This is a genomic window from Enterococcus sp. C63 (assembly GCF_040887215.1).
Classification (GTDB): domain Bacteria; phylum Bacillota; class Bacilli; order Lactobacillales; family Enterococcaceae; genus Enterococcus_B; species Enterococcus_B hirae.
This window is the reverse complement of sequence record NZ_JBFOFI010000010.1, coordinates 62,957-76,680: the sequence shown is the minus strand read 5'-3', so window position 1 is coordinate 76,680 and position 13,724 is coordinate 62,957. Positions and strand designations below refer to the sequence as shown.

Genomic DNA, 13,724 nt, shown 5'->3' with positions numbered 1-13,724 from the left:
GTGTGTTTATTGATTAGTGACGATATAGGAAGAGAATTTTTTCTAGTTTTTAGTTACTAAAAAGGATAGATTAATAGTATTCACGTGAATACCTTAATAATGAAAAGGATGGTATGGAAATGAAACGAGCGATTGGCATGACAATACTTATCTTATCTATCTTTTTCTGTGGGGGAGTCATTGCGTATGGGGAAGAAGGGATTGGTGGATTTACCATTGAAGGCGTGCCAAATGCTCATCAATTAGATTCTTCTGTTGGCTATTTTTACTTGAAAGAAGATCCTGGAGAAAAAGATGAAATCAAAGTGAAGTTGATCAATGAATCGTCAAAAGAAAAAACATTAGAAATTAAAGTAACTGATGCCAATACAAATCCTAACGGCATCATTGATTATACTGGAATGATTGAAAATCATGCGTTGTTGAAGACACCCTTAACACAACTTGTTAAGGCGAATCAATCAGAAGTGAAAGTGCCTGCAAATAGTACCAAAGAAACAACATTGAGTGTAATGATGCCTAAAGACAGATTTGAAGGAATCGTCTTGGGAGGAATTGTTGTTTCTGAAAAAAAAGATGAAGAAGAAAGTAAACAAACGGTTTCTGTTGAAAATACGTATAGTTATACTTTGGGCGTAGTATTGACGAATGAAACAGAAAATCAAATGAAACAGTATATTTCAGTCGAATTAGAAGATGTTGGCCCTATTCTTTATGATGGTCGTCGAATTATTCAAGCAGACATTTTAAACCCTAATCCTTACATATTCCCAGATTCGAAAGTAGAAGGACAGATCATCGATCAGAAAACAAAAGAAGTAGTGCGAACAAAAGAACAAGAAAATGTGAGCATAGCACCGCTCTCTGTTTTTCCATTTCAATTTGATTGGGTAAAAGAAGATTTAAAACCTGGGAAATATCTATTTAAGGGTGTAGTGACTGGTGAGGAAAAAGAGTGGAAGTTTGAAAAAGAATTTGAGATCACGGAAGAACAGGCCAAAAAAATCAATCAAGAATCCGTCTTTCAAATCCAAATTCCGAAATGGGTAAGTATTGGTTCACTTGTATTTGCATTATTGGCTTTCATGACGATACTTTTCTTGCTTATAAGAAGTAGAAGGGGAGGGAACTAAAATGAAACATAAGAAATTTACGATGATACTTCTTTTGTTTTTAGGTGTTTTCCTTCTACAATCCTCTACGATGGTTTTTGCGGCAATGACAGACTCAAAAGAAACAGATGTAGCAGTGGAATTACGGGAAACGATTGCCCCCGATAAAGATTTACCAGGAGTAGAAAATATATCGGCTGAATCGGAAATTGTTCCAAAAAGGCGTGGTGTTTTACCAAAGACAGGAGAAATCATGAATCATGGATATTCTTGGCTAGGAGTTGGTTTGGTTATACTTGGTAGTACTCTTTATTATTCAAAAAAGATAGTAAAGGGGAGAGATTAGATGTATACCTATCCGATAATTTATTTGACGTTGGGAAGTATTTTCTTAATAGTAAGCATATATCTGTTTTTAAAAGACTATAAAAAAGTAGTCCAGCAACAGATAGAAAAACGATTCCTTTTTTTGAATATCTTTAGTATACTGTGTGCATTAGGAACAATGATCATGAGCGTAATCTACTTTTTTGTCATCAATAATCAATTATAGGAATATTGAATGGAAGAAGGTGAAAGACTTGAAACGATTAGTAAGTGGACTACTTTGTTCTGTGCTTGTATTTGGATTAGTTAATAACCATGGTGTTTTAAATAGTCATGCAGAAGAAAATGTAGTTACTTCTGAATCTTTGGAATCTGATAATCAAGTAGAACAATCATCTACAATGATAGATTCAGAAACAGAAGAAGACGTTTCTGAATTTGTTCCTAATACATCAAAGGAAGAAACAGTATCGGATAATCAGACAAATTCTTCAAATAGTACAGATAATTCTAAAGAAGAATCAACTACTAATGATACTGAGCAATTGCCTAACTCAAGTATTATGGCTATACAAGAGGGATTTGATTTAGAGGAATGGGAATATCAAGAGAACGAGAATGAGATAATTTTAATAAGTCATAAAGGTACTGCAGAGGAAATTGTAATTCCAGGAGAAATTAATGTGAACAATATAGGAAAACATGTTGTTTTGCAAAATTTATCTGTAGATACAGTTGGAAATCCGATTTCTTTAACAATACAAGAAATTAATGGGAAAAAAGTGGGGTTACAAAGTACAAATTTAATGGCAGCTTTTTATTTAGCTAGGCTTCGTACGTTAGATTTCAGTGGATTGGATACCTCAAATGTAACGAATATGGCACAGATGTTTTATCAAAGCGATTTACAAAGCGCAAATTTTTTAGGTATGGATACATCTAATGTGACAGATATGTCTCAGATGTTTACCTATACTGATCTGACTAATTTCCAGCAGGATTTTAATACTTCGAACGTAACAGATATGCACAATATGTTTGCGGGACTTTCTTCTTCCCCTAAACAATTAGAGGTAAATAATTTTGATATGTCAAATGTTACTAATGTTAGGCGAATGTTTGCAGCTATTCCTAGTATTTTATACTATGATTTATCGAATTGGCATTTTGGAAAAACTGATGTAAATTTTGACCAAATGTTTGCCACATTTGGTGCTAGTGCTTACAAACCATTATTAGTCGTGACAACTGATAGTCAATTACTAGCACAAAATTTTAATTACGATTCAGGAAGTACTTCTACGCCTGCAACAAGATATCGTTCGCCAGCGGGACCATATTTTGATGGTGGATCAGCTTATAATGAGTCTGATTCTATCGGACTATTTTCGAATGGTTATCGATTTCAACGTTTCTTTACAGATTTTTTTGTTCAGCCAGATGATCCTAAATTAGATTTGAATAGGTTAAAAGAATTTATTATAAATCAGGAACAAACTATTCCTATATTAACACCAGCTGCAGCCTATGATTTTACTGGTTATACTTTAAATAGTGGAGGAATAGATACACAAGATGCTACTCAGATAACAGATTTATTTAATAATATTTATACCGCACAATGGTTAAATCAAAAGATAAATAGTAGTGGAGACAATCAAAATTTTACTCCTAATAGTAGTTTATTAGGTTTTGCCTATCTGCCTAAAGCATTTGATATGGGAACTGTTACGTTACAATCTGGTGGCCGTCAAGAAATTCCTTTAAAGAAAACAGAAAGTTTAAATATTGGGGTTAAGGACCGTACAAATTCATATAATGAATGGACAGTTACAGCAACATTTAATTGGACTAGTGGAATGGAAATTTCAGATGCTTACATTCAGGCGAATAATCAGTCAGGAACAATTATGGATAATTGGAATACTGGGGATTACGCTTATAACCCAAGTACAGATTTACATCCTCTAAGCAGTAATGATGTTACTGGGATACCTGACTTTGAGTTGCAAGTGAATCAAACAGTGGTAGTCATGTCAACGAATACAACAACGAGAAAAAATGGTGTTTATGACTATGATTTAGGAAATGCAGTTTTAGTTATTCCTGATGTTTCTCAAGTAGTTACGGGTACGTATTTGGGAGAAATACATTGGAATCTAATAAATGGGCCATCTTAGTAATAGTCTAATAAAAATGAAACGTACTATAATTCTAAAATTGCTGTGTTCTAGTATGGTTTCCCTATTTTAGAAAGAAAAATAATATAGATGTAGAAGATATTACCAACGTGATGATCTATCCTTGCACCAATGGAAAAATAGAAGCGAAAAATACTAGCATAAAGACAATGAAACGAGTATTCCACGAATTCAAACCATTTGAGAACAGTAAAATTTTTTTGATTAATTAAGATGATATAATAAAAAAGCTGAGCTAGATTTGATTTTTCTCAATTTATTAGTCCTTATTGAAAAACGGCTTAAACAAAAAGATACCGCTAATGAAAATTAATTAGCGGTATCTTTTGGTTCTACAATATTTAGTGTTGGTGGAAAATCTACGGATTTTCTACTGACACTTTTTTTGTAAAAAAAGATAGAAAAAGAGATAGCCTAACTGGTAGAATTTAGTCGTCTAAAACAAAACCAAACCAAGAAAGGATATCTCCATGGATCATTGTACTAGAAATTTGTTAGGTTTAACAGATGAAAATTTATTCTTCGAAGAAGAATGGTTAGAGACAGTAGAAGAAGAGGGGGTTCGCATCAATCTTATCCATGACAAACTTAGCTATATACCAAGCCATTGCCGTAAATGTGGCATCAAAAATGAAGGACAAATCATCAAGAATGGCTCACACAAAACAAAAGTTCAACTTTTGCCTTATCGAGACACCAAAACAGAATTACGCTTGGTACGTACGCGCTTTTACTGTAAAGAATGTCAGTCGACATTCAATGCTCAGACAAACTTGGTGGATGAAAACTGCTATCTTTCAAAAGAATTAAAGGTTCAAATTGCCTTGGAGCTGGCCAAGAATACAACAAGAAAAGAAATTGCCGATCGCTATTTTGTCTCTGACGTAACCGTTCTGCGTGTCCTACACACCTGTTTAAAAACGTATCATCCTCGTTTTGATACGTTACCTTCGGTCCTTTGTTTTGATGAGTTCAAATCAATGAAGTCCTGCAGCGGAAAAATGAGTTTTGTCTTTATGAATGGGCAGACCCAACAATTGATCGGCGTATTGGAGAATCGTCGCCTTGCATTCTTAAAACCATATTTCCTTAAATTCACCCGAAAAGCACGAGTGAACGTGAAATACGTCGTGATGGATATGAATGCCCCTTATTTTGAACTTGTAAAGGCGGTCTTCCCAAACGCAAAAATCGTGACCGATCGCTTTCACATTGTCCAACAAATCACTCGTGCGTTAAACCAGTTGCGAATTAAAACAATGAACAGCTTTCAAAAAACGGAACCGACAAAGTATCGACGATTGAAGCGATTCTGGAAATTGCTCCTTAAGCATGCCTATGATCTGGATAGTTCCAATTATCAATATGATCGATCCTTTCGTAGACCAATGACGCAAAAAGCGATCGTCGATGAACTTTTGAGTTATGACGAATAATTAACAAGGGCTTACGAGACTTGTCAGCTCCTCCTCTATCACTTTAAACACAAGGACAGCCAAAGCTTTTTCGATACGATCAATAGCTTAGATCAACGCCTCCCACAATGGTTTTGTAAGAAGCTGACGTTTTTAAATAAATACAAATTAGGGATTCAATATGCTTTAAAAACCAGGTATAGTAATGGGGCATTAGAAGGAACAAACAACAAGATAAAAGTGATAAAACGAGTAGCCTACGGCTATCGAAATTTCCAGAACTTTCGAGCAAGAATTTATCTCATTCAAGGCTTAATCTTCCAAGTAAAACAAAAACCAGTTAAGCAATCTGCCTAACTGGTTATGACTAAATTTTCAGTTGTATCTTTCTCTACCAACACTAAATGTCGAAGAGCCTATCTTTTTGTTAGCTATTTACAGATGTAAAGTACTAAGTAGGATTGAATAAATGAATTGGATTTATATATTAAATATAACATGATACTATTACTAAATACAGCTATACTTGTTTTAATTATTCGTATTATTTCTATTTTTTTCCTAAAAATAGTGAATAAAATAGCCGTGACAAAAATTTAGGAGAATGTTAAAGTAACTATACATCAAAAATTGAGTATCACTATTTAATTAAGACTGTCCTCATTATTTCAAATGGTGCTTCTGGAGGAATCGTCTTTGGAAAAATAGCTTTTGAGTTGTTAGCCGTAAAAGGTTAGACAGAAGGTTTTGTACCATATGTATCTAACAAATACAAAGAACAAGCTAAAACAGAAAATGAAATATTCTCCGATGAATTTATCATTGAGAAAATATTTGATGGTGATTATAAAGATTATGCAGCATTCAAAAAAATTATGTTTAAAGATAAGAAAAATCAAATTAAATCAATAACCGTGCAATGGAATGGTCAAAATAATGTAATAAATAATTACAATGATTTACGATCATTATTTGATATAGCTATAATAAATGACTTGATGTTAGCACAATCAAATAAAAATATGCATTATATGGATGATTTGAAAGCTAAGATCATGCAGGCTTATCATTTGTTAACGAATGATTTTAACGAATCTATTTTCAAATAAAATAATGTACCATTTCCTTTTGGGGGAATGGTACATTTAACTATTTTATATTCAAGTACAGCTTATATAGCTACACACATAGATGAATATCGATAAATTTTATTCAGTTTAATACATTTCAAATAAATATGTCATAAGAATTTGAGCATTTTGATATGTAGAATAAAATATAGTCTCTTATATTAACTTTTTAAAAATTTTTATTATAAGGAGATGTAGTATGTTTTTTGCGAGTAAATTAAATAAAAGTGGAAATAATAAAGAATTTAGCATAAAAAAATTGTCTATCGGAATAGTGTCAGTCTGTATGATAATTTGTTGTAATTTACTAATAGTTAATCCCATCCAAGTACAAGCGAATGAACCAACTACTATTTTAGAATCTCTAGAGAAAAGTAGTGTTAATGGAAAGCAAGAGAATCAAACATTTTCTATTTTTGATAGTAACAGTTTTAGAACAGCGTTGACTAACTCTAAAGACGGAGATATTCTGTATTTTACGCAAAGCTTTCAGGAAATAAACGAAGATCCAATTATAATTAATAAACAAGTTATTCTTGAAGGAAATAATCAAACGATTACAACGCGTGCTCCCCGTATCTTATTAAATAATGATGTTATAATTAAAAACCTTACCATCCACTAAACTATCTCTTGCTGCTTCGACAACTTCTACAGTAATCTTATCCATTTGATTGATTCTTAAAATACGATCAATCTGTGCAAATAAACGATGAATAAGCCTAAAATTTCCTTTTGTAATTTTAATGATAGTTGTGATAGCCTCATAATCAGAAAAATCTTCTAACTTAATATCAATTCCTAAGTCTGACCATTTGTATTCCAAAATATGATGTGTTTCATCCTTACTAAGGTTATCAAATTCATGCGCAAATCCTATGCGAGAGTAAAGTTGCGGATAACGAGACAACCTTTTTTCAATACCAGGCATACCGATAAGAACCATTGCCAGATCATTTCTATCATAAATATCTCTTAGCTGTTCTAAATGCTGAAGCTTTAAACGATCAATTTCATCGACAATAATTAAATCAATTGCTTCATAGGTTTTAGGCACAGAAGGATATTCTTGATTGTATTTTAATACCATATGCATTGCTTTAGTCAGACCTATTCTACTAGTTATTGTGTTAATATCAGAACTGACACGAGACATCTTTTCAGCTGGTGCAGTATAAAAAACTTTATTTACACTTAATATTTCATCTGTTGCATTTTTTCCAATATCATCAGCACGATGATAGGCAATTTGCTTTTCTATATTATCCCAGTTACAGTAATACCTTGAAGATAATGTTTTACCTACGCCAGGAGCACCATAGCAAATTCCAATATACTTATATTTAATACATGCGTCACAAAATTCAGCAAATCGTTTATATTCTTTTGTTTCAATAAAGGTTTTATTCATTATAGTACCTCTTTAAAGCTGATTTCTTAGGTGGGTTAGTTATTTCTTCATACTTTTTCTCTTCAATTAATAATTCTACAGAACTTGGTACTTGTATCTTTTGTTTTAATAATTTTTTTCGTTTATTTCTAGCAAAAATTAAATCATCCATATTGATTTCATAATTTGAAATATCTGGAGAAATGGCATTACAAAGAAACCGATTCTTATAAAATACTCTAATTTCTGCCAAATCATTTGGCGTATAACGGATTAAAACAGGTTCTCCAACAAACGCAGATAAATTAGGATTAGTATATCGTAATCCTTGGAAATGAATTCCATCAGAGTGGACTTTTCGAGTTTTGGGAATTTCTAATAACAATAAATATATAAACTTAGCTGTGACAAACTCGATTGACATTGCCGATCAATTCTTAAAGACCACTTCAATACCTACTACGATTCTTGGAGGAACTTTAAATAGAGAAAGCCGTTCAGTTACTGGTGGATACCCAATCTGGGAATTAACTAAGTATCGGTTTGATAGTTCTTTCTTAAGTTGTGCGGGTATAAATAATCAGGGAATCTATTATGCCCATGAAGAAGATATCGCAATGAAACAGGCAGTTAGAGAGAAAAGTAATAAAGTCGTATTACTATGTGATCATACAAAAATTAATTTATCACACAATTACCTTGTCTACTCGTTTGAAGAAATTGATTATTTGATAACTGATAAAAAAATTCCTGAAGAATTAGTCGTTAGAATAGGAAAGAGCAAAATCATCTACACAAAGGAGAATAGCTATGATTAAAACGATATTATTTGATGTTGATGGAACGATTATTGATACAGAATATGTTATGACATATTCTCTGCAAAAAACATTGCGTGAAGAATTAGAGAAGGAAATCCCGATTAAAGAATTACATTATATTTTAGGTATTCCTGGAAGAGAAGCTATTAAAAAGTTTGTAAATACTGAAGAAGAAGAGGAAACTCTCTTATCAAAATGGGGTGAAAACGTACTTTTATTAGCAGACAATGCCCAAGTTTTTCCGCATATAGAAGAAACATTACAGACATTGCATGTAAAAGGAATTCAATTAGGACTTGTCACATCTAAAACAAAAGAAGAAATGAAAAATGAGTTTGATCGATTTAATTTAAATCTATATTTTGATATACAAATTACAGCTTCAGATACTAAGTTGCATAAACCTTTTCCGGATCCCATACAAAAGGCAATTGATGAATTGGGCATAAAAAAAGCAGAAACGATTTATATTGGTGATTCATTATATGACATGCAAAGTGCGAAAGCTTGTGGGATAGCATTTGGTTTAGCTAAATGGGGAGCCAAAAATATAGAAAAATTTCAAAGTATAGATATAATTATTGATTCTCCTCAAGAAATACTTGATTTGTTAGAAAAATAGACAAAGAGCGTGAGATAAGGATAGGGTCTCACGCTCTTTGTTTTTCGCCATTTAAAGATTGAAATTTTTGCCATTTAAAAAGAAAAGTGACATCAATTTTTCACTTCAAAGGAGTTTTTTAAATAAAATTGGTTAAAACTTGGAGCTGCGTTTTTTTATATGAGGAAAATTTCAAGCGCTAGCAGAGTATAATTTTACTATTCAAACGCAAGTGTATAGAAAATTATAGTTTTCTATATAGTTAGATTTTTATAAGTTATATCTGGATCAATAAGAACTATGGAGTATTTAATTGTAATGGTCCACCAATATGTGGAGAAATATACTAAATTGAAATTTTCAGTTATGGTATAATGTTTATGCTGTCTGCTACCCCGGCCTATTCTGGCAAGGGGAGGAGGTTGTATAATGAATTACCTTTTCGATATGTTTTTTGCAATTGTAGCAAAAGTAATCGCGCATTACATCTGTAAATGGCTTGATTGCAAAATTATTGCCAAAAAAGACAGTAAGCCTACCGGTTAATCTGAAAAGAACGTAAAAGAAAACCACTAGCCCGCCAGCTAGTGGTTTTTGGTGTATAATGAATTATCTTTTCGTTAAAACAATTATACCATATCTATTAATAATTACAATCAACTAAATACAATAGATAAAGTTTGTTTTTTGCAATTGCGACAGAAGTAGCAGCCCCTACATCTGTAAATAGCTTGATTGCAGAATTGTCAAAAAAGACAGTAAGCCTATCCGTTGATCTGAAAAGAACGTAAAAGAAAGCCACTGGCTCGACCGCTAGTGACCTTCGGTCGTAATATGAACCTGTTTTTAATAATTTTATCATAGCATATATTCTGTTAATTGTAATCAGGCAAATACTTATTTGTAAACTTACAAACAAGTGCAATTTTCAAGTCTACTCTTTTAAATAGCTATAGCAAAACAAGTTAATAAATTACCCCTCAACATCTGCTTAGATTTTTAGGCTAAATTATGTGTTCTTTGGTTATTGCTCTCCCCTTCTTACTCTCTTAAACACTTAACTAGTTACATTCACTTATTTTCAATTATTTAATTATATAGAAAGAACAATCTTTCTATATAATTAAATAAAAAAACTCTAAAAGATTTTTTTGGAGGATCAATCTTATTTAGATAAATTCAACTTTTAATTCTTTCCCCATAGCATGAGCAATTGCTGATAGCTTCTCAAAAGATACGTTATCCCCACGTTCAATTCGAGCGATAGTTGCTTGAGTGGTCTCTGCACGTTCAGCTAGTTCAACTTGTGTTAGTCCCGCCTCTTCTCTTGCTTTATATAGTGCTATAGCAGTTTGCAGTTTCTCCCCTTCACTCTGATAAGCTTCTGCAAAGGCGGTATCTTTTTTCATATCTTTAATTAAATCATCTATCTTCATTTTCAAACCATTCCTTTCTTAATTCCTTTGCATGATCTATTTCTTTTTTGGGCGTTTTTTCTGACTTTTTTGTAAAACCATGTGTGATTACATATCGCCCATTTTCAACATGAAAATATAACCCTCTTTGAATATTTGAACCAACTTTACTTCTCAATTCATATAAATTGGTATCTATTTTTTTAACCCATTTTAAACGTTGTGCGACTAACAGGCCATTTACTTCTGTTTCTTTGATAGTTCTTAATAATTTTGCACGATCTTTAATAGGCAAAGCGGTAACCCACTCTAAAAATTCATCATGTCCATTTGGTCGTTTATAAGTTTCGAATTCTATCTTCTCCATGCACTTATTATATCATATATTTTATTTATTTCGATTTTTGTGTATAAATTAATTGACAAGCAGCTTTCTAATTGGTATAGTCCGATTATAGAGTTACTTCTCTCCCCTACTCTTTGAAAGGATGAATATAATGAAAAATACGGAAATATATATAAAAATAGATGAAATATTGCTTCATATGCCAGCTTATATAAAAGATTTTGTTCAGGAACGTGAGGATAAAGATCAATCTCCTCGTACAACGCTAGAATACTTGAAAAATTATAAACTCTTTTATAATTGGTTATTGGGCGAAGCTATTGTTGCTGATACTTCTATCGCATCAATAAAGCAATTAACAGCCTATGATTTAAATCTATATAAGTCCCACTTGAAGCGTCGCGCAAAAGAAAATGTCAAAAAAGAATCCACTAAATCTCAACTTGAAGACAATAATAACTTGGGCTTATCGATCCCTACTATTAACCGAAACATCACGGCACTAAAAGTTTTGTTTAAGTACCTTTCTACGAGCTCGAATAATCCTTTAGGAAAGCCATATTTAGAAAAAAATCCTATGGACCAAGTATCTACTATTGCAGATAAAACAACTTTAGCTGCACGTGCAAATGCTATAGAGAAAAAATTATTTTTAGAAGATGATACGCAAAACTATTTGGATTATATCGCAGTGGATTATAAGAACACTTTGAGTAAAAGAGCGTTAGTTTATTATCAAAGAGATATTGAAAGAGATCTTGCCATAAATGCTCTTATTTTAGGGTCTGGATTGAGATTATCAGAAGTTGTAAATATTAATTTGGAAGATCTATCTTTAGAGAAGAACAATGTCGTAGTGACTAGAAAAGGAAATAAAAGAGATGCTGTGAATATAGCAGCTTTTGCTATGGAATACATAGCAAATTATTTAGCCATTCGAAAAGAACGGTATAAAGCTTCAGACGATGAAAAAGCCTTTTTCCTAACAATCTATCAAGGAGAAGCAAAACGAATCTCAGGGATTGCTATAGAAAGAATGGTAGCAAAATATTCGAAAGGCTTCAGGGTCCAAGTCAGTCCCCACAAACTACGTCATACGTTGGCCACTAGACTCTATCAACAAACCAATTCTTTAGTACTTACGGCACAACAATTAGGACACTCTAGTACTAATACAACAACTTTGTATACCCATATAGACAACGCAGCTACGATTGATGCTTTGAACGCTTTATAGATGTAGTAAACAAGTATAATAATGAAGCTTGCCTCTAAAATTAGACAAAAACCTAACTTTAGAGACAAGCTTTACTACCGTTTTTATATTACTAAACTACCAGTTGCCAATCAGAATAACTGATATAAAATCTCTTAAATAAAGCTTGAAAAATCAAGAAAAAAATTGTGATTGTTAAAATACTATGCAATTAATAAACCAGTCCACAATACTAACATAATAAAAGGAGAAGTATTCTTATTTCCCTCAACAATAAATGAAGACTTTTTTATTGTTAATAGTTTATTTTTCGATTATTGGATATGAGACTCGCATTCAGAAACCATAGAAAAAAATGTATATGTTTTAAATATAAGATGAGCGTTATAACTTGTGACTGTAAGTTATTTGTTATTTAAAGTTAGGGACAGTGCCAATTGTTTTAATTTCAAAGGCTTTTTTTATATCTTCTAAATTAGAAGATATTTGTTTATCAATATGGACTATATTACCTTTTTTATATTTTCTTATATTGTCTTTAGCTAAAACATTAAATACATATCTTTGAAATTGTATCGAGTTAGCAGGATTTAATTTAAACTGAGGAACTTTCACCACAGCTGATTCAAAACATTTGTCACACTTTTTTATTTTTTTACCTTTGTAAAAATATTCGATTGAATAATCTATTTGACACGACTCATTTGGTAGGATATGTATGTCAATGTTTTTCATCTGTTTCATAGGTATTTCAAAATCCAAAGTATTAAAAACATATAATTCTCTGTAATTATTTACATCTAACTCTACTAAATTTGTCTTTGGAATAATAGAACCTCCGCCCATTCCTCCATAATAATCATTATCAACTACAATATTTTGTTCTATCTCTGGTATTCTATTATAAATGTTACTAAAAGTTTTAAATACTTCCAAAAATTCAGTTATCTTCATTCATCTTACCTTCTAAGTTTTCATTATAGTTATTTAATTATACACGAAAAAACTAATATCTAAATTATCCTCCCAATTTAAATCCACGCAACGAAGCACCTATCTCATCTTCGGTAATTCCGATATATCTTTTTGTAATTGCTTGAGAACTGTGATTGAAAATGAACATTAAGGTAGCAATGTCTTTCGTTCTCTTATAATAATGATACCCGAAAGTTTTTCGTAAAGTGTGTGTCCCTATATCTGTTCTTTCTAGCTTCTTGGCTACATCAGCATAGATTTGATACACGCGATCTCTAGTGATATGCCCTCCCTGCTGCCTGCTTGGAAACAACCATTCATGATTTTCTTTTCCTTCAGTGTAAATTGAAATTTCTTCTCTTAAATTATCTATAAAAATTGGCTTTCTCTTCCCTGTTTTTTGTTCGACAATTACAGGCTTATCTATTCCACAAATGTCCCCTACCCTAAGTTTTATAATATCAGACATTCGCAAACCATTATTTATCCCAAATAGAAACAAAAAGCTATCACGTTCAGCGTAAGTTGTTCTTCGTAGCCAGAATTGAAAATCTTGAATCTCTTCCATCGTTCGCAGCGGTTGAACATTATAGTTCAAATTGTTCACCTTCTTAAAAATATTCTGAGTTCTTTATTTTAGTTATATATTAGCATAATCATAAACTGATAGATACTAAGATTTAAAAGTCAATAAAATCAATGATATGAGTTTATGATTTTATATCATTTCAGTAACTCAGAATATTCTGGAAATAATAAGCAAAAAAAGGTATTT

Annotated in this window: 12 protein-coding genes and 4 pseudogenes; 10 read left to right on the top strand and 6 right to left on the bottom strand. The window is 31.9% G+C overall.

Annotated elements, in window-relative coordinates:
* Window positions 1-119: 119 nt before the first annotated feature.
* From AB3H90_RS13400 to AB3H90_RS13370, 7 genes and pseudogenes are all read left to right on the top strand, one after another.
* Window positions 120-1,133: a DUF916 and DUF3324 domain-containing protein gene (locus AB3H90_RS13400; protein ID WP_081123664.1), complete on the top strand. Its 1,014-nt coding sequence runs from the start codon at window positions 120-122 to the stop codon at window positions 1,131-1,133.
* 1 nt (window position 1,134) lies between these two features.
* Entirely contained in the window at window positions 1,135-1,458 is a 324-nt protein-coding gene (locus tag AB3H90_RS13395) for an LPXTG cell wall anchor domain-containing protein (protein WP_081123665.1), read from the top strand.
* Between the two features lie 235 nt (window positions 1,459-1,693).
* On the top strand, window positions 1,694-3,619 hold the full coding sequence (locus AB3H90_RS13390; protein ID WP_081125760.1) for a BspA family leucine-rich repeat surface protein: 1,926 nt from the start codon (window positions 1,694-1,696) through the stop codon (window positions 3,617-3,619).
* Between the two features lie 68 nt (window positions 3,620-3,687).
* Window positions 3,688-3,852: pseudogene (locus AB3H90_RS13385) on the top strand (transposase); the annotation flags it as partial.
* A gap of 258 nt (window positions 3,853-4,110) precedes the next feature.
* A pseudogene (locus AB3H90_RS13380) lies at window positions 4,111-5,412 on the top strand (ISL3 family transposase).
* Window positions 5,413-5,807: 395 nt separating this feature from the next.
* Window positions 5,808-6,164, top strand: a pseudogene (locus tag AB3H90_RS13375) (ZmpA/ZmpB/ZmpC family metallo-endopeptidase); the annotation flags it as partial.
* Between the two features lie 220 nt (window positions 6,165-6,384).
* Entirely contained in the window at window positions 6,385-6,810 is a 426-nt protein-coding gene (locus AB3H90_RS13370; protein WP_368016862.1) for a YSIRK-type signal peptide-containing protein, read from the top strand.
* Here AB3H90_RS13370 and AB3H90_RS13365 read toward each other — a convergent pair.
* Both AB3H90_RS13365 and AB3H90_RS13360 read right to left on the bottom strand, forming a co-directional pair.
* Window positions 6,769-7,596, bottom strand: coding sequence for an AAA family ATPase (locus AB3H90_RS13365; protein WP_368016861.1), 828 nt, complete (start codon window positions 7,594-7,596; stop codon window positions 6,769-6,771). The genes AB3H90_RS13370 and AB3H90_RS13365 overlap by 42 nt on opposite strands.
* Window positions 7,589-7,999: a Mu transposase C-terminal domain-containing protein gene (locus AB3H90_RS13360; protein ID WP_081129177.1), complete on the bottom strand. Its 411-nt coding sequence runs from the start codon at window positions 7,997-7,999 to the stop codon at window positions 7,589-7,591. The genes AB3H90_RS13365 and AB3H90_RS13360 overlap by 8 nt, the downstream gene beginning before the upstream one ends.
* Between AB3H90_RS13360 and AB3H90_RS13355 the strand changes: the two are divergent.
* Together AB3H90_RS13355 and AB3H90_RS13350 are read left to right on the top strand one after the other, a co-directional pair.
* Window positions 7,959-8,393 (top strand): annotated as a pseudogene (locus AB3H90_RS13355) (DeoR/GlpR transcriptional regulator); the annotation flags it as partial. The gene AB3H90_RS13360 and the pseudogene AB3H90_RS13355 sit on opposite strands and share 41 nt — an antisense overlap.
* Window positions 8,386-9,018, top strand: a complete 633-nt coding sequence (locus AB3H90_RS13350; protein ID WP_081129176.1) for an HAD family hydrolase — start codon at window positions 8,386-8,388, stop codon at window positions 9,016-9,018. The pseudogene AB3H90_RS13355 and the gene AB3H90_RS13350, both read left to right, overlap by 8 nt.
* Window positions 9,019-10,166: 1,148 nt before the next feature.
* Here the strand turns inward: AB3H90_RS13350 and AB3H90_RS13345 are convergent.
* Together AB3H90_RS13345 and AB3H90_RS13340 are read right to left on the bottom strand one after the other, a co-directional pair.
* Window positions 10,167-10,433, bottom strand: a complete 267-nt coding sequence (locus AB3H90_RS13345; protein WP_010738094.1) for a helix-turn-helix domain-containing protein — start codon at window positions 10,431-10,433, stop codon at window positions 10,167-10,169.
* Complete coding sequence (locus tag AB3H90_RS13340) at window positions 10,420-10,779, bottom strand: type II toxin-antitoxin system RelE/ParE family toxin (RefSeq protein ID WP_081129174.1); 360 nt, start codon at window positions 10,777-10,779, stop codon at window positions 10,420-10,422. The genes AB3H90_RS13345 and AB3H90_RS13340 overlap by 14 nt, the downstream gene beginning before the upstream one ends.
* A 130-nt stretch (window positions 10,780-10,909) precedes the next feature.
* Between AB3H90_RS13340 and xerS the strand changes: the two genes are divergently transcribed.
* Window positions 10,910-11,995, top strand: coding sequence for a tyrosine recombinase XerS (gene xerS / locus AB3H90_RS13335; RefSeq protein ID WP_081129172.1), 1,086 nt, complete (start codon window positions 10,910-10,912; stop codon window positions 11,993-11,995).
* A 390-nt stretch (window positions 11,996-12,385) separates the two neighbouring features.
* Here the strand turns inward: xerS and AB3H90_RS13330 are convergent, their stop codons facing one another.
* Window positions 12,386-12,928, bottom strand: coding sequence for a hypothetical protein (locus AB3H90_RS13330; RefSeq protein ID WP_081129171.1), 543 nt, complete (start codon window positions 12,926-12,928; stop codon window positions 12,386-12,388).
* 64 nt (window positions 12,929-12,992) lie between these two features.
* Window positions 12,993-13,547, bottom strand: coding sequence for a tyrosine-type recombinase/integrase (locus tag AB3H90_RS13325; protein ID WP_081129169.1), 555 nt, complete (start codon window positions 13,545-13,547; stop codon window positions 12,993-12,995).
* Window positions 13,548-13,724 lie beyond the last annotated feature (177 nt).

Excerpts from the sequence above, each read along its gene's own strand:
- AB3H90_RS13400 (WP_081123664.1), top strand. The coding sequence starts at position 120 with ATGAAACGAGCGATTGGCATGACAATACTTATCTTATCTATCTTTTTC.
- AB3H90_RS13395 (WP_081123665.1), top strand. The coding sequence starts at position 1,135 with ATGAAACATAAGAAATTTACGATGATACTTCTTTTGTTTTTAGGTGTT.
- AB3H90_RS13370 (WP_368016862.1), top strand. The coding sequence starts at position 6,385 with ATGTTTTTTGCGAGTAAATTAAATAAAAGTGGAAATAATAAAGAATTT.
- AB3H90_RS13365 (WP_368016861.1), bottom strand. The coding sequence starts at position 7,596 with ATGAATAAAACCTTTATTGAAACAAAAGAATATAAACGATTTGCTGAA.
- AB3H90_RS13360 (WP_081129177.1), bottom strand. The coding sequence starts at position 7,999 with ATGTCAATCGAGTTTGTCACAGCTAAGTTTATATATTTATTGTTATTA.
- AB3H90_RS13350 (WP_081129176.1), top strand. The coding sequence starts at position 8,386 with ATGATTAAAACGATATTATTTGATGTTGATGGAACGATTATTGATACA.
- AB3H90_RS13345 (WP_010738094.1), bottom strand. The coding sequence starts at position 10,433 with ATGAAGATAGATGATTTAATTAAAGATATGAAAAAAGATACCGCCTTT.
- AB3H90_RS13340 (WP_081129174.1), bottom strand. The coding sequence starts at position 10,779 with ATGGAGAAGATAGAATTCGAAACTTATAAACGACCAAATGGACATGAT.
- xerS (WP_081129172.1), top strand. The coding sequence starts at position 10,910 with ATGAAAAATACGGAAATATATATAAAAATAGATGAAATATTGCTTCAT.
- AB3H90_RS13330 (WP_081129171.1), bottom strand. The coding sequence starts at position 12,928 with ATGAAGATAACTGAATTTTTGGAAGTATTTAAAACTTTTAGTAACATT.